18 protein-coding genes are annotated in these 21,803 nt (G+C 69.7%); 12 read left to right on the forward strand and 6 right to left on the reverse strand.

Translation table 11 applies throughout. The annotated features are described in order from the left end of the window. Nucleotides 1-350: 350 nt before the first annotated feature. The 3 genes from QM806_RS28190 to QM806_RS28200 are packed head-to-tail and all read left to right on the forward strand — an operon-like array spanning nucleotide 351 to nucleotide 2,555. Nucleotides 351-1,571, forward strand: coding sequence for an MFS transporter (locus tag QM806_RS28190; RefSeq protein WP_005565706.1), 1,221 nt, complete (start codon nucleotides 351-353; stop codon nucleotides 1,569-1,571). Nucleotides 1,572-1,593: 22 nt separating this feature from the next. Further along, the gene (locus QM806_RS28195) at nucleotides 1,594-2,028 is read left to right on the forward strand and encodes a hypothetical protein (protein ID WP_005565707.1); all 435 of its coding nucleotides are present in this window, start codon (nucleotides 1,594-1,596) and stop codon (nucleotides 2,026-2,028) included. After that, nucleotides 2,025-2,555, forward strand: a complete 531-nt coding sequence (locus tag QM806_RS28200; protein WP_005240947.1) for a GNAT family N-acetyltransferase — start codon at nucleotides 2,025-2,027, stop codon at nucleotides 2,553-2,555. Before QM806_RS28195 ends, QM806_RS28200 begins: the two co-directional genes overlap by 4 nt. A 9-nt stretch (nucleotides 2,556-2,564) precedes the next feature. On the opposite strand, the gene zapE is transcribed toward QM806_RS28200, so the two are convergent. Next, nucleotides 2,565-3,581, reverse strand: coding sequence for a cell division protein ZapE (gene zapE, locus QM806_RS28205; protein WP_039950688.1), 1,017 nt, complete (start codon nucleotides 3,579-3,581; stop codon nucleotides 2,565-2,567). Nucleotides 3,582-3,615: 34 nt separating this feature from the next. Between zapE and QM806_RS28210 the strand changes: the two genes are divergently transcribed. Genes QM806_RS28210 through msrB form a run of 4 tightly spaced genes read left to right on the forward strand, consistent with a single transcriptional unit; the run spans nucleotide 3,616 to nucleotide 7,855 of the window. Beyond that, on the forward strand, nucleotides 3,616-4,404 hold the full coding sequence (locus QM806_RS28210; protein ID WP_182624022.1) for a pyrimidine reductase family protein: 789 nt from the start codon (nucleotides 3,616-3,618) through the stop codon (nucleotides 4,402-4,404). Nucleotides 4,405-4,418: 14 nt separating this feature from the next. Next, nucleotides 4,419-5,984, forward strand: a complete 1,566-nt coding sequence (locus QM806_RS28215; protein WP_182624021.1) for an alpha/beta fold hydrolase — start codon at nucleotides 4,419-4,421, stop codon at nucleotides 5,982-5,984. 34 nt (nucleotides 5,985-6,018) lie between these two features. Further along, nucleotides 6,019-7,359, forward strand: coding sequence for a glycosyltransferase family 87 protein (locus QM806_RS28220; RefSeq protein ID WP_005565718.1), 1,341 nt, complete (start codon nucleotides 6,019-6,021; stop codon nucleotides 7,357-7,359). 58 nt (nucleotides 7,360-7,417) lie between these two features. Then, nucleotides 7,418-7,855, forward strand: coding sequence for a peptide-methionine (R)-S-oxide reductase MsrB (msrB, locus tag QM806_RS28225; RefSeq protein ID WP_005264000.1), 438 nt, complete (start codon nucleotides 7,418-7,420; stop codon nucleotides 7,853-7,855). Here msrB and QM806_RS28230 read toward each other — a convergent pair. The 4 genes from QM806_RS28230 to hemE are packed head-to-tail and all read right to left on the reverse strand — an operon-like array spanning nucleotide 7,815 to nucleotide 13,304. After that, nucleotides 7,815-10,163, reverse strand: coding sequence for a molybdopterin-dependent oxidoreductase (locus tag QM806_RS28230; protein ID WP_283293619.1), 2,349 nt, complete (start codon nucleotides 10,161-10,163; stop codon nucleotides 7,815-7,817). The two genes, msrB and QM806_RS28230, sit on opposite strands and share 41 nt — an antisense overlap. A gap of 15 nt (nucleotides 10,164-10,178) precedes the next feature. Next, the gene (gene hemQ, locus QM806_RS28235) at nucleotides 10,179-10,874 is read right to left on the reverse strand and encodes a hydrogen peroxide-dependent heme synthase (protein ID WP_005565724.1); all 696 of its coding nucleotides are present in this window, start codon (nucleotides 10,872-10,874) and stop codon (nucleotides 10,179-10,181) included. Nucleotides 10,875-10,878: 4 nt separating this feature from the next. Next, nucleotides 10,879-12,240, reverse strand: a complete 1,362-nt coding sequence (locus tag QM806_RS28240; RefSeq protein ID WP_120659211.1) for a protoporphyrinogen oxidase — start codon at nucleotides 12,238-12,240, stop codon at nucleotides 10,879-10,881. Beyond that, nucleotides 12,237-13,304: a uroporphyrinogen decarboxylase gene (hemE, locus tag QM806_RS28245; RefSeq protein WP_005263993.1), complete on the reverse strand. Its 1,068-nt coding sequence runs from the start codon at nucleotides 13,302-13,304 to the stop codon at nucleotides 12,237-12,239. Before hemE ends, QM806_RS28240 begins: the two co-directional genes overlap by 4 nt. 161 nt (nucleotides 13,305-13,465) lie before the next feature. On the opposite strand from hemE, the gene QM806_RS28250 reads away from it, so the two are divergent. Beyond that, complete coding sequence (locus QM806_RS28250; protein ID WP_005263992.1) at nucleotides 13,466-14,059, forward strand: DUF3000 domain-containing protein; 594 nt, start codon at nucleotides 13,466-13,468, stop codon at nucleotides 14,057-14,059. Here QM806_RS28250 and QM806_RS28255 read toward each other — a convergent pair whose 3' ends face one another. Further along, a complete protein-coding gene (locus QM806_RS28255) occupies nucleotides 14,060-15,310 on the reverse strand; it encodes an alpha/beta hydrolase (protein WP_283293620.1) in 1,251 nt (416 codons plus the stop codon). A gap of 165 nt (nucleotides 15,311-15,475) precedes the next feature. On the opposite strand from QM806_RS28255, the gene QM806_RS28260 reads away from it, so the two are divergent. The 4 genes from QM806_RS28260 to QM806_RS28275 all read left to right on the forward strand — a co-directional run bounded on the left by QM806_RS28260 (nucleotide 15,476) and on the right by QM806_RS28275 (nucleotide 21,676). Then, entirely contained in the window at nucleotides 15,476-16,870 is a 1,395-nt protein-coding gene (locus QM806_RS28260; protein ID WP_283293622.1) for a WS/DGAT/MGAT family O-acyltransferase, read from the forward strand. Nucleotides 16,871-16,919: 49 nt separating this feature from the next. Beyond that, nucleotides 16,920-18,209 (forward strand): ribonuclease D, encoded by a 1,290-nt coding sequence (locus QM806_RS28265; RefSeq protein WP_064080145.1) that lies wholly within the window; start codon nucleotides 16,920-16,922, stop codon nucleotides 18,207-18,209. Nucleotides 18,210-18,358: 149 nt separating this feature from the next. Beyond that, a complete protein-coding gene (locus QM806_RS28270; protein WP_005240909.1) occupies nucleotides 18,359-19,567 on the forward strand; it encodes a thiolase family protein in 1,209 nt (402 codons plus the stop codon). Beyond that, nucleotides 19,568-21,676, forward strand: a complete 2,109-nt coding sequence (locus QM806_RS28275; RefSeq protein ID WP_283293624.1) for a 3-hydroxyacyl-CoA dehydrogenase NAD-binding domain-containing protein — start codon at nucleotides 19,568-19,570, stop codon at nucleotides 21,674-21,676. It abuts the gene before it with no gap. Nucleotides 21,677-21,803: the final 127 nt, after the last annotated feature.

Below are 21,803 nucleotides of genomic sequence, written 5' to 3' on the forward strand. Positions count from 1 at the left end.
CTCGAATGAGTCAACGAATCAGACTTCGCGCGCATCTTGACGTGAGGCAATAGGCCCCGTTCACGCTGTCGCGCCGGCCACCCGGTGACGGGCGGGTGACGAAATCGTTACCACCGCATCTGGAACGTGAGGAATTCCTCATGTATCGTCGAACGTGCCATCCACCCCCCCCGATGGCAATGAGCCCCAGCCATGACCCCCCATCCAAGGCTGGGGCTCAGTCTTGCTCCGGGACTCACGCGTCCCGTGCTTTCAGGACATTTCGTCCGTCGATTCGGAGAACGCTGCACATCCCCGCAAAGTATTGGACACTCGTCCAATCGGTTGTTCCCGACCGAAGGCCGACACCCATGACGGATTCACCAGGCGCAGATGCGTCCGCGGACCACCGCTCGGCACGGATCGCCGCAGCGGGCGCATTCGGCCTGCAGGGTTTTCTCCTCGCGGCCGTCCTCACGCAACTGCCGCAGTACCAGGACCGATTCGGTTTCGACGACACGGTCATCGTGGTCGCCGTCGTGACGGTGTCTCTCATCGCCGGGGCGGGAAGCGTCCTCGCCGAGCACCTGGCCCGCCGATTCTCCAGCAAGTCGGCCCTGCAATTCGGGCTCGCGACCATCGCGACAGCCGGTGGCGCGCTCGGTTTCGGCCCGAATACCACGGCCTTCTTCGTCTGCCTGTCCGTGTACGGCGCCGGACTGGGCATCGTCGACGCCGCCGCCAACATGCAGGCGGTGTCGATCCAGCACGCGTACGGCCGCTTCATCCTGTCGTCGTTCCACGCGGTGTGGAGCGTCGGCGCGATTGCGGGTGCACTCTTCGTTGCCGCCGCCTCGGCCCTCGGCGTGAGCGTCGCCGCCGCGCAACTGGTGGCGGCGCTCGTCGTGGCCGTCGGTCTCGCCGTCTGCAGCCCCCGGCTCCTCGTCCGTCAGCAGTCGGCGGGCACCGCCGTGCCGGCGACCGGCCCTGCGCCCGTGCCGGTTCCGATTCGAGCACTGCTGGCGCTCGGTACCGCGATGGCGTTGTTCTACGCCATCGATTTCGGTGTCGGCAACTGGTCTGCGCTGTACGTCCGGAACGTTCTGCTCGCGGATGCCGGCACGGCCGCCCTGGCATTGGCCGCATACCAGTGTGCGGCTCTGGTGTCGCGACTGACCGGCGACTTCTGGGTGGCGAAGTACGGCGAGATTGCCGTCGTCCGTGTGGGTTCGGCGGTCGGTGTCGCCGGATTGACGGTCGTCGTCCTCGCCCCGTCGCCGGTCGTCGCGATTGCCGGATTCCTCGTCGTGGGCCTCGGCGTGCCGGTCGTCGCTCCCCTGTGTTTCAGTGCCGCCGGGCGGCTGGCACCCACCGGCCAGGTGGACGACGTCGTGGCGCGGATCAACCTGTTCAACTACGTGGGAACCCTCGTGGGCGGCGCGATCGTCGGCGGCGTCGCCGCGGCGACCAGCCTGCGGATCGGGTTCGTGGTCCCGCTCCTGTTCGCGGTGGGGCTCGTCCTGCTTGCCCCCGCGTTCGCCCCGGACCGGGACCGGGACAAGCAATCCGAGTGGGTCCCGGATCGCGACTGACGGCAGATGTTCTACTTAGGACATGCCGACTTGGGGATGGTTCGTGATCGCCGTGGCGATCGTCTACGTCGCAGTTCTGGTCTCGTCACGATCCGCTCGTGGCGGCTCACACACCCCACACGACCTGCATCCCGCATCGACGTGGCGTCACCTCGACGACGCCGCCCGGGACGAGGTGACGTGTCTGCTCGACCGGGGCCGGACGATCGAGGCGATCAAGATTCTCGTCGCGCGGGACGGGATCGGCGTGCGGCACGCGAAGGCCACGGTCGAGTACGGCCGGCTCCAGGCCCGGCCGGTCCCCGCCGGAATCCGCTCCTGCGGAGACACGTCGCCGATCGAGGGCAGGCTCCGCGACCTCGAGAGTGAGGGCAAGACCATTGCGGCGATCACCCTGCTGCGGGACAGTACGGGAATGACACTTCGGGAAGCGAAGGACGCGGTGGACCAGCTGTGACAGTCGAAATAGACCCGGCGGGGATCTGGGATTCCGAGGCGATCGCCGACGTCGCCGCGGCAACGTTCCCGCTCGCGTGCCCGCCCGGGGCGACACAGGACGACATCGCCGCTTTCATCGACGACGTGCTGTCGGCCGAACGGTTCTCGGAATACCTCACCGACCCGAACCGCACCGTCCTGAAGGTCACGCACGGCGGGGCGATCGTCGGCTACGCGATGCTGATCGACGGTGAACCCGCCGACCCGGACGTCGGCAGGGCCGTGACTCTCCGGCCGACCACCGAGATCAGCAAGCTGTACGTGCTGCCCGGCAACCACGGGACCGGCGTCGCGTCCGCCCTGATGGACGCCATCGTCGAACGCGCCGTCGCCGCGGGGTGCGCCGGGTTGTGGCTCGGCGTCAACCAGGAGAATGTGCGCGCTCAGCGCTTCTACGCGAAGCACGGATTCACGCAGGTCGGAACGAAGACCTTCCTCGTCGGCACCCAGCTGCACCACGACTTCGTGATGCAGCGGGCACTGTGACGGGCTGCGTCAGCTCGCGGCGACCTCGAAGCGCGACAGCGCCAGCAGGCGCGACGTGGCACGCAGGTACTTCTTCCGGTACCCGCCGGACAGCATCTCGGGAGTGAAGATCGCGTCGAGCTTGGCCCCTGCCACGGTGACCGGGATGCTCGCGTCGTACAGGCGGTCGGCGAGGACAACCAGGCGCAGCGCGACCGACTGGTCCTCGGCGGGGTGGACGCCGTCCAGGAACACGGCCGGAATGCCCTCGACCAGCTTGTTGTAGCGGGACGGGTGCAGCGTGCTGAGGTGCTTGCACAGCGCGTCGAAGTCGTCGAGCGTGGCGCCGGGGACGCTGTCGGCGCGCTCGGCGAGCTCCTCCGAGGAGATCGGGTCCGGGGCCGGCGGCAGGTCGCGGTGCCGGTAGTCGGGTCCGTCGACGCGGATCGTCTCGAAGATCGAGCCCAGCTTCTTGATCTCCCGCAGGAAGTCCTGCGCGGCGAATCGGCCTTCGCCGAGCTGGCCGGGCAGCGTGTTCGACGTCGCCACGATCGACACGCCGCGCGCCGACAATTCCGACAGCAGGCGGGACACCAGCATGGTGTCGCCCGGGTCGTCGAGTTCGAATTCGTCGATGCAGAGGACGCTGTGGTCGGACAGCTGCTCGACGGCCTTGTTGAAACCGAGGGCACCGACGACGTGCGTCAGCTCCACGAACGTGCCGAACGCCTTGGGCGACGCGACGCTGTGGAAGATCGAGGCCAGAAGGTGGGTCTTACCGACGCCGAAACCGCCGTCGAGGTAGAGACCGGCACCGGTGGCCTGCGTCTTCTTCCCGAACAGGCCGCGTCGCCCGCCACTGCGGATCTTCACGACCTTCTTCGCGAACTCCTCCGCCGTCTGGACCGCGGCGGCCTGGCTGGGTTCGGCGGGATCGGGGATGTACGACGCGAAGCTCACCTCGTCGAACATGGCCGGGGGCACCATCTGAGCTACCAACTGATCAGCCGGTACCACGGGGCTGCGATCGACAAGACGTGCATGCATACAAGCAGGGTATCCACGTGTTGTGATCACCAACATGCACCGTGTACATATTGCGACATTTTTCACACCGGACAGTCCGCCCACTCGGGAGGAGCCCAGTGAATCGACCGCGAACGCGCTGCGCGAGCTGTATGCCTACCCGGCGGAGACGGCGCGGCCGTGGGTGCGCGTCAACTTCGTGAGCAGTATCGACGGCGCCGTCTCCGTCGACGGCGTCAGCGGGGCGCTCGGCACACCCGCGGACAGGCTGGTATTCGAGACCCTGCGGGAGCTGGCCGACGTCGTGCTGGTCGGGGCCGGAACCGTCCGGGCGGAGAACTACGGCGGGGCGCGCGTCGGCGCGGAGGGCAGGCGACGCCGGGTGGCGTCGGGAATGCCGGAAGTACCGCCGATCGCCGTCGTGTCTGCTAGCGCCCACCTCGACCCGCAGTCACGCCTGTTCACCGACACCGAGGTGGCCCCGATCGTCGTCACCTGCACGGACGCCGACCCGGTGCGGGTCCGGGCTCTCGCCGACGCGGGTGCGCGGATCGTGACGGCCGGCGAGGGGCAGATCACCGGCGACGGGCTGATCGCCGCCCTCGAGGATCTCGGGCTGCGCCGCGTGCTCTGCGAGGGCGGCCCGAGCCTGTTCGGGCAGCTGACCGCGGACGACGCCGTCGACGAGGTCTGCCTGACCACGGCGCCCGTGCTCGTCGGCGGGACCGCGGGTCGCGTCGCCACCTCGCCGGGTGCCCGGATCACCGCGATGACTCCCGCGCACATCCTCACCGACACCGACGGCACCGTCCTCACCCGATGGGTGCGGCTGCCCCGCCCGTAGAGGAACCTGGCAGGGTGGTCGCCATGCGCAGATCGGTGTTGCTCGCAATGGTTCTCGTGGTGTGCAGCGCGTGCGGAGCCGGACCGTCCAACCGGCCGCACGTGGCGGTCGAACGCGAGGGCGGCGGCAGCGAACCCACCGCGACCGAGACCGAGAACCCCGACGCTCCCCCGCCCGTGTTGCAGACCCCGAAGAACGATCTGGCGTGGACCGACTGCACGCAGAGCACGCTCGGCGCCCTGGGCCCGGGAACGACACCGCCGGCCGGGCTCGTCTTCGAATGCGGCTCGTACGAGTCGGCCGTCGACGAGAGCGGCACCCTGCCCGGCTCCTTCACGATGGGTGCGATGCGGGCACGACTCGCCGACACCCCCGAGAACGCGGCCCCGCTGGTGCTCACGACGGGATCGGACCGCTCGTCGACCGGGACGCTCGCAGCGCTGAGCACCGGCGGTCTGACATCGCTGCTGTCGACGCGACCGGTGGTCGCGGTGGACCGCCGCGGGATCGCCTCCTCGCAGGAGATCGAATGCCTCACCCCGGAGCTCCGCAGCAGCCTGGCGAATCTCGGGCAGTTCGACCCGGGGACGGGTGACCAGGTCGACAAGGTGACCGCGCTGGGCCGCGACGCCACCATCGCGTGCACCGACTACCTGCAGCCGCAGGAACTCGCGTTCGACAGCACCCACGCCGCCGACGACATCGAGGAACTGCGCCGCACCTGGGACGTCGATGCGCTCGGGATCCTCGCCACCGGCAACGGCAGTGCCGTCGCGCTCAGCTACGCCGCCAAGTACCCCGATCGGGTCGGCCGGCTCGTCCTCGACTCTCCCGCCGTCACCACGGTGGATGCCGCGACCGTCACCGAGCAGCAGGTCGCGGGTCAGGAGGCGGCGTTCGACTCGTTCGCCCGCCAGTGCACCGCCCTGAACTGCTCCCTGGGCGCCGATCCCCGCGCCGCGATGACCGACGCCGTCACCCGCGCCGCGAACGGCCAGCTCCCGCGGGTCTCCGCGAACGCCCTCCTCACCGCGGTGTCCGGGTCGCTCGCTGCGGCGGGCGGCGACCAGCAGGGCCGCGTCCGCGCCCTGTCCGATGCGGTGTCAGCCGCCCTCGCCGGAAACACGGCACCGATCCTCGCGGCGGTCGCGCAGGCCGAGGCGGCCTACGAGAGCGACGGCCAGTTCATCACCCGCTGCACGGACGGCCAGCAGTGGCCCGCACCCGACCGGGTCCGCGAACTGCAGAAGCTGTGGGGCGAGCGGTTCCCGCTGTTCGGCCCGAACGCCGCCGTCGGACTGCTCGCGTGCACCTCCTGGCCCGCGACCGCGCCGCCCGCCCTGCCCGGCGAGCTGACGCTGCCGGTCCTGGTGCTGAGCGGCACCGCCGACCCGGTCGTCGGGAACGCCGGGGTGGGAACGGTGACCGGGGCCGTGTCGAGCGCGGGCGCCGCGACGGCGACGGTGACGTGGCACGGCAGCGGCCACCCCGCCACCCATTCGGACTGCGCGCAGAAGTCGATCGTCACCTACGTCGCGGACGGCGTGCTGCCCCCGGACGGCAGCGCCTGCCCCGCCTAGCCGAGGTGGCCCGCCCGACACCCACAGGGGGTGCGTGACCGCACGTCAGAGCTTCTCGGTGTACCGTGCCGTGGTGTTCCTTCGACAACTCGAACCGCGCACCGGGCGGACTGCCAACGAGGTCATCAACTTCGCGCTGTGGCCGATCGCCGTCATGACAGTGCTGCATCGAGTGGTCGTCAAGGCGGTCAACGGGTACATCACCGACGACTTCCGCCCGGTCTACAACGCTGCGCTGGCCTTCCTCAACGGGCGGCCCGTCTACACCGCCAACTTCAACTGGGTCGATCCGCATTACCTGTATCCGCCGTCCGGCACGCTGCTGATGGCGCCGATCGCGGTGATCGACCCCGAGAAGTCCCGGTGGTTGTTCATCATCGCCAACGCGATCGCCATCGTGATCGCGTTGTACCTGCTCCTGCGGCTGTTCGGCCTGGGATTGAACTCCATCGCGGCCCCGATCCTGCTGCTCGCCACGTTCTCCTCCGAGACCGTCACCAACACCCTCGTCTTCACCAACATCAACGGCCTGGTCCTGCTCGGCGAGATCGCGTTCCTCGTGTTGCTGATGAAGCGCAAGGACATGTGGTCCGGTGTCGCCATCGGACTGACGTTCGCGGTGAAACCGATCCTCGCCCCACTCCTGCTGCTGCCTCTGGTGCGCGGCCAGTGGAAGGTGTTCGTCACCGCGATCGGCATCCCGCTGATCCTCACCGCCGTCGCGTGGCCGCTGTCCGCTGACCCGATGGACTTCGTGCGCCACACGGTGCCGTATCTGATGGAGTCGCGCGACTACTTCAACAGCGCGATCGTCGGCAACGGCAAGTACTACGGCCTCCCCACCGCCCTGATCTGGGCCCTGCGCGGTGTCTTCACCGCCATCGTGCTCAGCTCCCTGTGGCTGCTCTACCGCTACTACCGCCACGACGAGCTGTTCTTCGTCGTCACCACGTCGGGGGTTCTGCTGACGGCGTCGTGGCTGCTCGGCTCGCTGGGCCAGATGTACTACTCGATGATGCTGTTCCCGCTCCTGATGTCCGTGGTGCTGAAGAATTCGGTGATGCGGAACTGGCCGGCGTGGCTGGCCGTGTACGGGTTCATGAGTTACGACAGCTGGCTGTCGAGCCGGTTCATCGAGGCCGGCCGGACCGCCGAGTACATGAAGACCACGCTGGGGTGGAGCCTGATGCTGCTCGTGGTCTTCGGTGTGCTGACCGTCCGCTACGTCTCGGCGCGGCGCGAGGGGCGACTCGACCGGGGCATCGACCCGGCGTTCCTCCTCGAACCGCACGAGAAGGCCGCCCCCGACATCTCGCCGCGGGAACCGGAACCGGACGAGCAGCCGCAGGTCGAGTCGGCCACCGCCAAGACGTAGGCCCCGTCACGCGCCGGGCGTCGCGGCCGGAATCGGCGAAACGTATTAGCGTGGAGCCATGAGTTCGCAGCAGCAGGATCCCACGCAATCCGCCCCGAAGGTTGCTCTCTCCGACAGCGAGTGGCGCGAGAAACTGACTCCCGAGGAGTACGCGGTGCTGCGCCAGGCCGGTACCGAGCGCCCCTTCGTCGGCGAGTACACCGACACGAAGACGGAAGGCGTCTACCACTGCCGGGCCTGTGGCGCCGAGCTGTTCCGCAGCACGGAGAAGTTCGAATCGCACTGCGGGTGGCCGTCGTTCTTCGATCCGGCCGACTCGGACGCCGTCGTCCTCCGCGAGGACACGTCGCTGGGTATGCGTCGCGTCGAGGTGGTGTGCGGGACGTGCCACAGCCACCTGGGCCACGTCTTCGAGGGCGAGGGCTACCCGACCCCCACCGATCAGCGGTACTGCATCAATTCGATCTCGCTGACCCTGGAACCGACCGGCGAATGATCGTCGGTGGATCGAACGCCCGGATCGGCGGTAGCTCGCCCTCGTAGCGTTCGATCTCGACGAGCACGTGCTGGCCCGTGCAGCCGTGGGCGAGTGACGACGTGCCCACGTCCGGGGTCAGCACGTTGGGGTTCCCGTGCACGCAGAGGGAATCCGGGTCGGTGGCGTCGAGAGGGTCGTACCACGCTCCCGTCGACAGCTGGACCACACCGCGGCGGACGCCGTCGTCCACCACCACACCGGCGAGGCAGGCGCCGCGGTCGTTGAACACGCGGACGATGTCGCCGGCGGTGAGTCTGCGGTCGGTGGCGTCGTCCGGATGGATTCGCAGCGGTTCGCGGCCCCGGACCTTCGACTTCTGGCTGGTGCCGCCGTGGTCGAGTTGGCTGTGCAGGCGGGTGCGCGGCTGGTTGGCGATCAGATGCAGAGGGAACTGCCGTGCCCGGCGGCCGCCCAGCCATTCCTCGGGCTCGTACCAGCGTGGGTGCCCGGCGCAGTCGTCGTAGCCGAATCCGTCGATGTCGGCGGAGAAGATCTCGATCCGCCCGCTCGGGGTCGCGAGGGGGAATTTCACCGGATCGGCCCGGAAGTCGCCGAACAGGATCAGGTCGTCCTCGGTCCGCATCCGCACATGGCCCTGCGTCCAGAAGTCGCCGAAACTCGGGGCGGCACCGCCGTCCGCGCGGACGAAGTCCCGCCACTGCCCGTACAGATGCTCGAGCCACTGCTCGGACGAGCGGCCCTCGGTGAACTTCTCCCCGACACCCAGTTTCCGGGCGACCGCGGCGAACGTGTCGTAGTCGTCCTGCGCGTCGGCGTACGGCCCGACGGCGGCGTGCATGGCGACGAGCAACGGGTCGTTGCGGGTGCAACTGAGGTCGGCCCGCTCGAGCGACGTGGTGGACGGGACGACGATGTCCGCGTGCCGGGCCATCGGCGTCCAGTAGGGGTCGTGGACCACGATCGTGTCGGGACGGGCCAGCGCCCGGCGCAGACGGGGAATGTCCTGATGGTGGTGGAACGGGTTGCCGCCCGCCCAGTACAGCATCCTGATGTCCGGGAACGTCAGCCGCTGACCGTCGTAGTCGAACGGTGCGCCCGGGTTCAGGAGCATGTCCGAGATCGCGGCCACGGGGATGAAGTCGCGGACGGGGTTCAGCCCCTGGGGAAGCGTGGGCAGCGGGTACGGGACGGGGGCGAGCCCGGGCTCGTTCATGGAGCCGTAGCCGTGGCCGAAACCACCACCGGGAAGGCCGATCTGGCCGAGCATAGCGGCGAGGGTGACCCCCATCCACGGGGCCTGCTCACCGTGCCGGACCCGCTGCAGCGACCACGTGACGGTCACCATCGTCCTGCCCGCCGCCATCCGCCGGGCGAGGGCCACCAGGTCCGCGGCGGCGATGCCGGAGATCTGCTCGGCCCACGCGGGCGACTTCGGCACGCCGTCGGAACGCCCGAGGAGGTAGTCCTCGAAGCGGTCGTAGCCGACGCAGTGGCTGCCCAGGAATGCCGTGTCGTGCAGGTCTTCCGTCGCGAGGACGTACGCGAGGGCGAGCATGATCGCGACATCGGTGCCGGGCACCGGGGCGTGCCGTTCGGCGGCGCCGTGCACGTCGTCGCGCAGCGGACTGAACGACACGACGGACCCGCCGCGCCGCCGGAGGTCGTCGAGTGCGTCGCGGGTGGGGTGGTCGCTGGTCCCGCCGTGATTGACGCCGGTGTTCTTGAGGGGGACGCCGCCGAAGCACACCATGAGATCGGTGTGCTCGGCGATGATCTTCCAGGACGTGGAGCGGGCGAACATCTTCCAGTGGGTGCCCACCACCCGGGGCATGATGACGCCCGTCGCGCCCAGCGAGTAGCTGTGCACCGAACGGGTGTAGCCACCGAGGGTGTTCAGGAACCGGTGGACCTGACTCTGGGCGTGGTGGAACCGTCCCGCACTGGCCCAGCCGTACGAACCGCCGTAGATCGCGCTGTTGCCGTGCGTGTCGACGACCCTGCGCAGTTCGTTCGCGAGCCGCTGGGTCAGCTCTTCCCAGTCGACCGACACGAACTCGTCGGACCCTCGGGAACTGTCGGGTCCCGGGCCGTTCTCGAGCCACCCGCGGCGCACCACCGGGCCGGTGATCCGCGCCTTGCTGCGGACCGACCCGGCGATGTTGCCCAGCACCGGTGACGGGTGCGCGTCACCGGTGTACGGGTGGGCGGCGACGACGTCTCCGTCGGCGACCTCGGCCTCGAACATGCCCCAGTGCGACATGTGCTGGTAGCGGGGCGCGGTGCGAGCCCCGTCGGCGTCATTCATCGGTGCTGCGTCAGATCACGGCAGAGCGGCGATCAGCTTCTCCACATCCACCCGCGGGCCGGTGAAGAACGGCACCTCCTCGCGGACGTGCAGACGGGCCTCGGTGGCGCGCAGGTCGCGCATGAGGTCGACGATGCGGTACAGCTCCGGCGCCTCGAACGCGAGAATCCACTCGTAGTCACCGAGCGCGAACGAGGGCACGGTGTTGGCGCGGACGTCCTTGTACGTGCGGGCCGCCATGCCGTGGTCGGCGAGCATCTTGCGCCGCTCGTCGTCGGGGAGCAGGTACCACTCGTAGGACCGGACGAACGGGTACACGCAGATGTAGTTGCCCGGGTCCTCACCGGCCAGGAACGCCGGAATGTGGCTCTTGTTGAACTCGGCGGGACGGTGGCACGCGACGTTGCTCCACACCGGCTTGCTCGCGCGGCCCAGGGCGGTGGTGCGGCGGAAGTCGGCGTAGGTGGCCTGGAGGGCTTCGATGCTCGCCGAGTGCGTCCAGATCATGAAGTCGGCGTCGGCACGCAGGCCGGCCACGTCGTAGAGCCCGCGCACCACGACGCCCTTGTCGGCCTGACCTTCGAAGAAGATCCGCGCCTCCTTGATCACAGCTTCCCGGTCGTCCCCGAGTACACCGGGTTCCACCTGGAACACCGAGAACATGAGGTAGCGGATTTCAGAGTTCAATGCGTCGAAGTCGAGGCGTGCCATGGGTCTATCGTGCCACTCGCCCCGCGAGCCGTGTAGCCGCCGTCGTCGCAGCGGCCACGCACGCGGGAACACCCACCCCGTGCAGCAGCGCCCCGGACACCTCCACACCGTCCAGACCTGCGACTTCCTGCTCGATCACCGCCACCCGCCCCAGATGACCGGGACCGTACTGCGGCAGGCCGCCGTGCCAGCGCTGGACGTGCACCGCGACGGGTTCCGCGGACACCCCGGTGACGGTCGCGAGGTCCCGCCGGGCCGCGGCGATCAGCTCGTCGTCGGGTGCGTCGACGACGGCGGCGTCGCCGAACCGCCCGAACGACGCCCGCACGAGGGTCACCTCCCGCTCGGCGAGGTGCGGCCACTTGCGACTCGACAGGGTGAATGCCTTCGCGCCGAGCGCGGCGTCGGTGGCGACGAGGATCCCGGAGTTCTGCGGGAGGTCGACCCGGACCGGCAGCGCCAGCGCGACGACCGCCGACGAAGCCAGCGGGATGTCCGCGGCGGCCGCCGACGCGCGGGGGGCGATGCCGGCGAGCAGGTCGGCGAGCTGCGGGGCGGGCACGGCGAGCACGACCCCGTCGACGGCGCCCACCGGGTCCGCCGACCAACCGTCGCCGTCCCGGGCGAGTGTCCGGATCCGCTCGTGCACGATCTCCGCCGACGCGGCCTCCGTCAGGGCACGCAGCAGGACACCGTAGCCGTCGCGCAGCGCCCCGAACACCGGCCCGGGGGTCGGGGCGGGGAGGGCGTCTGCCACCGCCGCGGACAGGCTCGTGGCGCCGCGGTCGAGCGCCGCCGCGAGTGCGGGGAGCGCGGCGCGGACGCCGATCGTGTCCGCCAGACCCGAATAGACCCCTCCGAGAAGCGGATCCACCGACCGCTGGACCACCTGCGTGCCGAACCGGTCGCCGACCAGTGCACCGACGGCGATGTCCGCACCCGGTGTCCAGTCGAGGGGCACCGTCCGCTCCCCCGCCACCCGCGCGAGTGTCCGGTCGTCGACGAGACCGCGCAGACTGTTCTCGTCCGCGGGTATCCCCATGAGGGTGCCGGCCGGCAGCGGGTGCAGCGCGTCCTCGGACCAGATGAGCGGCCGCAGACCCGCCGGATGCACCAGTTGGTCGGAGAGGCCGAGTTCGCCGAGCAGGGCGGGCAGTTCCGGGCGCCGCGCGATGAAGGCTTCCGCCCCGACGTCGACGGGTTCCCCCGCCAGGTCCACCGTGCGCAGCTTGCCGCCGAGCCGCTCCGCGCCGTCGGCGAGGACGATCCGGGCCTCGGGGCCGAGCCGTTGCCGCAGGCGGTACGCGGCAACGAGCCCGGAGATGCCGCCGCCGACGACGAGAACGTTCGGCGACGACCCGGTCACAGTGAGTGCACCAGCTCGACCAGCGCGGTCAGCGCGCCCGGGTCGGTGTCGGGCAGGACGCCGTGCCCGAGGTTGAAGATGTGTCCCGTGGCGCCGGCGGCGAGGGCGGCATCCGCTTCCGCGGTGATGCGGCGAACCTGCTTCTCGACGGCCGCCGGTCCCGCGAACAGCACCGCGGGGTCGAGGTTGCCCTGGAGCGCCTTGCCCGGGCCGACCCGGCGCGCCGCCACGTCCAGGGGGATGCGCCAGTCGACGCCCACCACATCGGCGCCGGCTTCGCCCATCGCGCCGAGCAGTTCACCGGTTCCGACACCGAAGTGGATGCGCGGCACCTTCGCGCTCTCCACCTCGGCGAACACCCGCTCGGAGTGGGGCAGCACGAACTCCCGGTATTCGGCGAGGGACAGCGCGCCGGCCCACGAGTCGAACAGCTGGATCGCGTCGACGCCGGCGCGCAACTGGGTCTGCAGGAAGGTGATGGTGGTGTCGGCCAGGGTGCCGAGCAGCGCGTGCCACGTCCGGGGGTCGGAGTGCATCAGCGCCTTCGTGCGCTCGTGATTGCGGCTCGGACCGCCCTCGACCAGGTACGAGGCGAGGGTGAACGGGGCTCCGGCGAAGCCGATCAGCGGCGTCGAGCCGAGTTCCGCGGTGAGCAGCTGCACTGCCTGGGCGACGGCGCCGACTTCCTCGGGTACGAGACGGGGCAGGGCGGCGACGTCCGCGATCGACCGGACCGGGTTCGCGACGACGGGACCGGTGCCGGCGACGATGTCGAGATCGATGCCGGCGGCCTTGAGCGGCACCACGATGTCGGAGAACAGGATCGCGGCGTCGACGCCGTGCCTGCGCACGGGCTGCATGGTGATCTCGCAGACGAGTGCCGGATCGAAGCACGACTCGAGCATCCCGATCCCCGACCGGATCTCGCGGTACTCGGGAAGCGAGCGACCGGCCTGCCGCATGAACCACACCGGGCGACGGCCGGGGGTACGGCCTTCCGCGGCCGCCAGGAGGGGTGCGTCGGGGAGCACCCGTCTCGCGGCGTATGTCGCCCGTTCGCTCATGCCTGCATTGGTGCTTTCCAACCCGCTCATCGGTCCTCGCGCTCTCTGCCTGCTCGAATTTCGGCAGCTCTCATGCTGCCATGCCGGGACTCCGCCGCCGATCGGCCCTGCTCGGCGCGCCTCCGACGAGATGTGTGGGTCCGGGTCTAACGTCCCGAGCTGTGACGACTTCGGGATCGCCCGCCGAACCGGCCGAGTTCCGCGCCGCGGTCGAAGCGATGAATTCCGCGCAGGTTCGCGCGGACATCGAGCTGGGCCCCATCCGGCCCCCGCAACGGCTGGCGCCGTACAGCTACGCCGTCGGCGCAGAGGTCGTGCACGAGGACACCGGGGTCGTCGCCGAACAGAGCGAGGGTGACGCGTTCGGCAGATTGATCCTCCTGTTCGACCCGGAGGGCGACGAGGCCTGGAACGGCACGATGCGCCTGGTCGCTTACATTCAGGCCGATCTCGACGCCGCCGTGGCGTCCGACCCCCTGCTTCCCGAGGTGGCGTGGAGCTGGCTCGTCGACGCACTCGAGTCGCGCCACGAACCGCTCAACGCGCTCGGCGGGACGGTGACCGCGACGACGTCGGTGCGATACGGCGACATCGCAGGTCCCCCGCATGCGCATCAGCTGGAACTGCGTGCGTCGTGGACGGCGACGTCGGTCGAACTGGCCACGCACGTCGAGGCGTTCTGCGAGGTCCTGGCGTATGCGGCCGGTCTGCCGCCCGCCGGGGTGTCGCAGCTGCGGACGCTGGGCGGCGAGTAGTCAGGCCGATTCGGTGCCCGCCGCGGGCACGTCGGTAGTGGCGCTGCGCGACCATTCCAGGAAACGCCCGACCGCCTGTGTGACGGAGATGCTGCGGATCGAGGGAAACACGTCGAACGCGTGCTGCGCGCCCTTCAGTTCCGCGTAGACGACGGGGTTGTCGGACACCTGCCGGAGTTCGTCGGCGAAGATCCGCGCCTCGGCGACGGGAATGAGCGAATCGCTCGTTCCGTGGATCACGAAGAACGGCGGTGCGTCCGCCCGCAGGTGAGCGAGCGGCGACGCGGCCCGGTAGTCGTCGGGGAACGTGGCCTGCTTGCCGAGCACCATCGGCATCAGTCCGGAGTGCACGCGCTGGAGGACGGCCTTGATGCCGGTGTCGCCGGCGAAGTCGTAGACGCCGTAGTACGGGACACACGCCTGGACCGACGTGTCGACGTCCTCGAACCCCGGCTGCAGGTGGCTGTGGTTCGCGGTGAGTCCCACCATGGCGGCGAGGTGGCCACCCGCGGAACCACCTGTGACGGCGATGAAGTCGGGGTTGCCGCCGTACTCCTCGACGTGCTCCCGGAGCCAGGCCAGGGCCTGCTTGATCGCGATCAGGTGTTCGGGCCACTTCGCCTTCGGCGACAGCGGGTAGTTGACGGCCGCGCACACCCAACCCCGCGAGGCCATCTCGAGCATGAGCGGCAGACCTTGTTGATCCTTGTTCCCGATCACCCATCCCCCGCCGTGGATCTGCAGGAGGACCGGGCTCTTCGACGGCAGGTCGTGCCGGTGGTAGATGTCGAGGCGGGCGCGGCGCCCGCCCGGCGCGTACGCGAGGTTGCGGACCCGGGTGACCGCCTCGTTCCGCATCCAGAACGGGTTCAGGAGTTGCCGCCACACGGGTCGCCCCGAATGTTCGATGGCGCTGTCGCGGTCGGTGTAGTTCTCACCGAGCGCTTCGGCGAGCGCGGATTCGGCTTCTGCTCCGGCTCCCCGGCCGGCGGCGATCACGGCCGCGAGCCCGGCGGCGGAGGCCGCGGCCAGCGCGAGGCCGATGCGGTCGCTTCGGGTCCGTGTTCCGTGACGCGCGGCGTGCTGGGCAGCGTCGGCAGCGGTCACGGCGAGGAGGTGCGGCGCGAGTTCGGTGGTGAGCCACCCCGAGAAGAACGCGACCACCGAGGTGGGCGCACCGGGCAGGGGACGCAGGGCGTTGGCGGCGAGTGCGGCGCCGACGGCCTGCCGGAGAACGAAGCCTCGGGTCATACCTCCAACCGTAGAACATGTTCTAATCGATCGGTTGCCCACCCGGCCCGCGGGCGCCGGGTCGAGAACGAGGCGGCGTGCCGCCTCCCGGGGTGGGGCATGCGCCGACCTCGCAGTTCCACGATTCGATGGACCACATTTTAGAACGTGTTCTAGTATCGGATCATGCAGCGACTCAGCGGTCTCGACGCGTCCTTCCTCTATCTCGAAACGTCGACGCAACTCCTCCACGTCTGCGGAGTCATCATCCTCGACGTCTCGACGGTTCCGGGCGGCTACACGTTCGCCCAGCTCAAGGCGGAGCTCGGCGCGCGCACCGAGGCGATTCCCTCGTTCCGGCGCAAGCTGCAGGACTCGAAATTCAACCTCGACCACCCCGTGTGGGTCGAGGACACCGACTTCGACATCGACCGGCACTGCCATCGTGTCGCACTCCCCGCTCCCGGCGGCCGCGACGAGCTGGCCGAGCTGTGCGGCGACATCGCAGGCATTCCCCTCGACCGCGCCCGGCCGCTGTGGGAGATGTGGGTGATCGAGGGCCTCGAGGACGGTTCCGTCGCCGTGATGTCGAAGATGCACCACGCCGGGGTCGACGGCATCACCGGCGCCAACATGATGGCCCAGCTGTGCGGACTCGAACCGGACGCACCACGCCCAGACCCCACCGACTCCGCCGAGAGCGCGGGGCAGGCGAGCACACTCGACATCGCCGTCGGCGGGCTGCTCGCGGTCGCGCCCCGGCCCGCGAAACTGCTGAGGATCGTCCCGCAGAGCCTGACTCTGCTACCCCGCTGGATCGGCCGGGCCCGCCGCGGCGAGGCGATGCCCGCACCGTTCACCGCGCCGCGCACGTCCCTGAACGGCACGTTGACCAGTCACCGCAATCTCGCGTTCACCCAGCTCGACCTCGAGAAGGTCAAGACGGTCAAGGACGCGTTCGACGTCAAGGTCAACGACGTGGTGCTCGCGCTGTGCTCGGGCGCGCTGCGGAAGTACCTGCAGCACCGCCGGGAGCTGCCCGACAAGTCGCTGGTCGCCATCGTCCCGGTGTCGGTCCATGGAAAGTCTGACCGGCCGGGCACCAACCAGGTGTCGGGCATGTTCACCGAGCTCGGCACCCAGATCGAGGATCCGGCCGAACGCCTGCTCGCGATCGGCGAGCACAACTCGACCTCGAAGGAACACAACGAGACCCTCGGCGCGAGCCTGCTGCAGGACTGGTCCCAGTTCGCCGGGCAGGCCGTGTTCGGCACCGCCATGCGCCTCTACTCGACCCTCGGCCTGGCGGAGCGGCATCCGGTGGTCCACAACCTGGTCATCTCCAACGTGCCCGGACCGTCGGTCCCGCTGTACTTCCTGGGCGCCCTGATCAAGGCGATGTATCCGCTGGGACCGATCTTCCACGGCGCGGGACTCAACGTGACGGTGATGTCGCTGAACGGTCAGCTCGACGTCGGCCTGATGAGCTGCCCGGAACTGGCACCCCACCTCTGGGACCTCGTCGACGCGTTTCCCGCGGCGTTGGACGAGCTCGTCGAGGCAGCGGGGAAACGGTCGTGAACCCGCCGGTGCGCTGCGGGAATCCCGAAGCGACGTAGAGTCAGCTGTCATGTCCGAAGTCACCGACGACGCCTCGTCACCCGGCCCCGCCGAAGAGTCCGGCCGGCAGATCGTTCCCCTGCTCGCACCCCGGGACGGCGTGCCCGACGTCGTGACCACGGCGGAGGGTGTCGCGAAGGCCGCGGCCGCACTGAGCGAGGGCACCGGGCCGCTGGCGGTCGACGCCGAGCGGGCGTCCGGCTTCCGCTATTCGGCGCGGGCGTATCTCGTGCAGCTGCGCCGGGAGGGTGCGGGGACGGTGCTCCTCGACCCGATCCCCACCGCCGCCGATCTCGCCCCGCTGGCGGAGGTGATCAATCCGCTGGAGTGGATCCTGCACTCCGCCGACCAGGATCTGCCGGGGCTCGCCGAGATCGGCCTGGCGCCGGCGACACTGTTCGACACCGAACTGGCGGGGCGCCTCGCCGGGTTCGAACGGGTCGGTCTCGCCGCGATCGTCGAGCGGACGCTGGGCCTCGAACTCCGAAAGGGCCACGGCGCCGCCGACTGGTCGAAGCGGCCGCTGCCCGATTCCTGGCTGAACTACGCAGCCCTCGACGTCGAGGTTCTGGTCGAGTTGCGGAACGTGATGGCCGCGGAACTCGACGAGCAGGGCAAGAGCGAGTGGGCAGCACAGGAGTTCGAGCACATCCGGCTCGCGGGGCCACCGAAGCCCAAGGCCGACCGCTGGCGGCGGACATCGCACATCACGTCGCTGAAGACGCAGCGTCAACTCGCCGCGGCACGGTCCCTGTGGCAGGCCCGCGAGGACCTCGCCCGCAAACGCGACGTCTCCCCCAGCCGGGTCCTGCCGGATTCGGCGATCATCGACGCCGCGACGAAGGACCCCCGGGGTATCGAAGCGCTCCGGGCGCTGCCGGTGTTCGGCGGTCCCCGCCAGCGGCGGCACTCCCGGATCTGGCTGCAGGCGCTCGAGGATGCCCGGGCACTGCCGGACACCGAGCTTCCTCCGAAGACCCCGCCGTTCACGGGACCGCCGCCGGCGAGCCGGTGGGCGCGGCACGACCCCGAGGCCGCCGAGCGGCTGACGGCGGCCCGCGCCGCGCTGGCCGACCTCTCCGCGGAGGTGTCGGTGCCGGTGGAGAACCTGGTGACCCCGGAACTCGTCCGCAGGTTGTGCTGGGACTGGACGGACCCTGAGGACGGCGAAGTCGAGGCGGCGATCGACCGGGTGCTCGGCGAGGGCGGGGCCCGCCCCTGGCAGCGGATGCTGACCGTGCCCGCGCTGGCGAGCGCACTGCTCTCCGCCGCCGAGCGGAAGGGCTCCGGCGGCGACTGACCGACAGCACCGACACGCGGGGTGAGCGCGTGAATTCCCGATGAGGCACCCATTAAGTTACCCGCGAGTAACGGTAGGGGTACGCTGGTCTGGAGGCCGGACGCCTGGCCGTGATCCGGAACCAAACTGCTCCATCAGGAGGAATTCGCGTGGCTCCATCCACCACAACTCAACGCAACGTCGTGTTCGTCGACGGCATCCGCACTCCGTTCGGCAAGGCCGGCCCCAAGGGCATCTACGCGGAGACCCGCGCGGACGACCTCGTCGTCAAGACCATCCGCGAGCTGCTTCGCCGTAATCCGCAGCTCGACCCCGCGCGCATCGACGAGGTCGCCATCGCCGCGACCACACAGACGGGCGATCAGGGTCTCACCATCGGCCGCACCTCCGCGATCCTGGCCGGGCTTCCCGAGACCGTCCCCGGTTTCGCCATCGACCGCATGTGCGCCGGTGCCATGACGTCCGTCACCACCACCGCGTCGGGCATCGGCTTCGGCCAGTACGACGTGGTGATCGCCGGCGGCGTCGAGCACATGGGCCGCCACCCGATGGGCGAGGGCGCAGACCCGAACCCCCGGTTTCTCGCCGATCGCCTCGTCGATCCCAGCGCGCTCGTCATGGGCAACACGGCCGAGAACCTGCACGACCGGTTCCCGACCATCACCAAGGACCGCACCGACGCGTACGCCGTCGCGAGCCAGAACAAGTACGAGGCCGCCCGCAAGGCCGGCTTCATCGCCGACACCCTCGTGCCCGTCGCCACCCGCTCCGCCGCGGGCTGGGGTCTGGCCACCGAGGACGAGCCGCCGCGTCCGGGCACCACACTCGAGGACCTCGGCAAGCTGAAGACGCCGTTCCGTCCCGCGGGCCGGATCACCGCGGGTAACGCCGCCGGTCTGAACGACGGCGCGACCGCCGCCCTCCTCGCCGGTGAGGACACCGCGCTCGAACTCGGACTGCCGATCGGCATGCGCATGGTCGGATTCGCGTTCCAGGGCGTCGACCCCGCCGTCATGGGCATCGGCCCGGTGCCGGCCACCGAGAAGCTGCTTGCCCGCACCGGCCTGAAGATCGAGGACATCGGTCTGTTCGAGATCAACGAGGCCTTCGCCGTTCAGGTCCTCGCGTTCCTCGAGCACTACGGCATCGCCGACGACGATCCGCGAGTCAACCAGTGGGGCGGCGCCATCGCGTGCGGCCACCCCCTCGCGTCGTCCGGTGTCCGCCTGATGACCCAGCTGTCCCGCCAATTCGCCCAGCGCCCCGACGTCCGCTACGGCCTGACCACCATGTGCATCGGTCTGGGCATGGGCGGAACCGTGATCTGGGAGAACCCGAACTTCGATGGAGCCAAGTAGATGACCGACATTGCAACGGCATTCGCCGACGAGGTCGTGACCAACGCGTACACCAAGATCGTCGCCGTACCCGGCATCGAGGGCCCGGTCGCGCTGATCACCCTCGACAACGGTTTCGACCACACCAAGCCGTCGTCGTTCGGCCCGGGCGGCCTGAAGGCCCTCGACGCCGCACTGGACGAGGCGTTCGCCGCCCATCCCGTCGCGATCGCAATCACCGGCAAGCCCTTCATCTTCGCCGCCGGCGCGGACCTCAAGGGTGTTCCGAGCATCACGAACCGTGACCAGGCGCTCGAACTCGGCCGGCTCGGGCACACGGTGTTCCGCCGGCTGCGCGAATCGTCCGTGCCGACGTTCGCGTTCGTGAACGGCGTCGCACTCGGCGGCGGGCTCGAGGTCGCGCTGCACAGCCACTACCGCACCGTATCCGAGAGCGCGGGCGCCCTGGGTCTGCCCGAGACGTTCCTCGGACTGGTGCCGGGCTGGGGCGGAACGCAGTTGCTGCCCAACCTCATCGGCCCCTCGAACGCCGTCACCGTCGTCCTCGAGAACGCGCTGAACCAGAACAAGACGCTCAACCCGAAGAAGGCCCTCGAACTCGGCGTCGTCGACGCAGTGTTCGGTTCGGCCGACTTCCTCGAGCAGTCGTTCGCCTGGGCCGCGCAGGTCCTGGCCGGCGAGATCACCCCCGCGCGTCCCGAGATCGACCGGGGCAAGGGCTGGGACGACGCGATCGCCCGCGCGAAGGCCGTCGTCGAGGGCAAGACCAAGAACAACGCCCCCGGACCGGTCAAGGCCGTCGAACTCCTCGAGGTGGCCCGGACCACCGATCTCACCGATCCCACGTCGCTCGACAAGGGCTTCGCCGCCGAGGACGAGGCGCTCGCCGACCTGCTGCTCGCCGACGAGCTCCGCGCCGGTCTGTACGCGTTCGACCTGGTGAACAAGCGTGCCAAGCGTCCCGCCGGCGCACCGGACAAGTCCCTCGCCCGCAAGGTCACCGGTGTCGGCATCGTCGGTGCCGGTCTGATGGCCAGCCAGCTCGCGATGCTGTTCGTCCGTCAGCTCAAGGTGCCGGTGATCCTCACCGACATCGACCAGGAGCGCATCGACAAGGGTGTCGGCTACGTCCACGGCGAGATCGACAAGCTCCAGGGCAAGGGCCGGTTGTCGCCGGACGCAGCGAACCGCCTCAAGGGTCTCGTGTCCGGCTCGCTGGACAAGGCCGCGTTCGCGAAGACCGACTTCGTGATCGAGGCCGTGTTCGAGAACCTCGATCTGAAGAAGAAGATCTTCGCGGAACTCGAGGAGCACATCGCCCCCGAGACCATCCTGGCGACGAACACGTCCTCGCTGTCGATCACCAAGATGGCCGCGGACCTGAAGCACCCCGAGCGGGTGGTCGGCTTCCACTTCTTCAACCCGGTCGCCGTGCTGCCCCTGCTCGAGGTCATCAAGGGCGAGAAGACCGACGACGCCACGCTGGCAACGGCATTCGCCACCGCCCGGGCGCTCAAGAAGTCGGCCGTCGGTTCCGCCGACCTGCCCGGGTTCGTCTTCAACCGGCTCCTGATCCGCACCCTCGGTGAGGTCATGAACGCGGTCGACGAGGGCACCCCGTTCGAGGTGGCCGACAACGCCATCGCCGAACTCGGCATGCCGATGACCCCGTTCACCCTGCTGGCCCTCGTCGGGCCGGCGGTCGCGCTGCACACCGGTGAGACCCTCGCCGAGGCGTACCCCGAGCGCTTCCACAACTCCCCCGGACTCGAGGCGCTGGTCGAGGCCAAGAAGTCGGCGGTGTGGAGCTACGGCGCCGACGGCAAGCAGGTCGTCGACCCCGAGGTCGCCGAACTGTGGAAGCAGGGCGACAAGGCGTCCACGTCCGAAGAGGTTCTGGATCGCACACGTCGCGCGTTCGCCGAAGAGATCCAGATCATGCTGGACGAGGGTGTCGTCGCCGCGGCCGAGGACATCGACCTCTGCCTGATCCTGGGCGGCGGGTTCGGTTTCTGGAACGGTGGCATCACGCCGTACCTGGACCGCACCGGCACGTCCGAGGCCGTCAACGGCAAGCGGTTCCTGGCGCCGGGCGTCGCGAGCGTCTGACCCCACGTGAGTGGCGGGGGGGGGGGCCCGCCCCCCCCCCCCCCCGCAGGGGCCGCGGGGGGGGGGGGGGGGGGGGCGGGGGGGTGCGTGGGGGGGTGGAGACCGGCCTCGCGGCCGGGCTACGCGC

This window comes from Rhodococcus sp. IEGM 1351 (assembly GCF_030056875.1).
In the GTDB taxonomy this organism is placed as follows: Bacteria; Actinomycetota; Actinomycetes; order Mycobacteriales; family Mycobacteriaceae; genus Rhodococcus_F; species Rhodococcus_F opacus.

Bases quoted from the DNA above. Each gene is read 5' to 3' on its own strand.
- QM806_RS28195 (WP_005565707.1), top strand. From the start codon at position 1,594: ATGCCGACTTGGGGATGGTTCGTGATCGCCGTGGCGATCGTCTACGTC.
- zapE (WP_039950688.1), bottom strand. From the start codon at position 3,581: ATGCATGCACGTCTTGTCGATCGCAGCCCCGTGGTACCGGCTGATCAG.
- QM806_RS28260 (WP_283293622.1), top strand. From the start codon at position 15,476: ATGCAGCGACTCAGCGGTCTCGACGCGTCCTTCCTCTATCTCGAAACG.
- QM806_RS28265 (WP_064080145.1), top strand. From the start codon at position 16,920: ATGTCCGAAGTCACCGACGACGCCTCGTCACCCGGCCCCGCCGAAGAG.
- QM806_RS28275 (WP_283293624.1), top strand. From the start codon at position 19,568: ATGACCGACATTGCAACGGCATTCGCCGACGAGGTCGTGACCAACGCG.
- QM806_RS28255 (WP_283293620.1), bottom strand. From the start codon at position 15,310: ATGACCCGAGGCTTCGTTCTCCGGCAGGCCGTCGGCGCCGCACTCGCC.
- msrB (WP_005264000.1), top strand. From the start codon at position 7,418: ATGAGTTCGCAGCAGCAGGATCCCACGCAATCCGCCCCGAAGGTTGCT.
- hemQ (WP_005565724.1), bottom strand. From the start codon at position 10,874: ATGGCACGCCTCGACTTCGACGCATTGAACTCTGAAATCCGCTACCTC.
- QM806_RS28190 (WP_005565706.1), top strand. From the start codon at position 351: ATGACGGATTCACCAGGCGCAGATGCGTCCGCGGACCACCGCTCGGCA.
- hemE (WP_005263993.1), bottom strand. From the start codon at position 13,304: ATGAGCGAACGGGCGACATACGCCGCGAGACGGGTGCTCCCCGACGCA.
- QM806_RS28210 (WP_182624022.1), top strand. From the start codon at position 3,616: ATGCACCGTGTACATATTGCGACATTTTTCACACCGGACAGTCCGCCC.
- QM806_RS28230 (WP_283293619.1), bottom strand. From the start codon at position 10,163: ATGAATGACGCCGACGGGGCTCGCACCGCGCCCCGCTACCAGCACATG.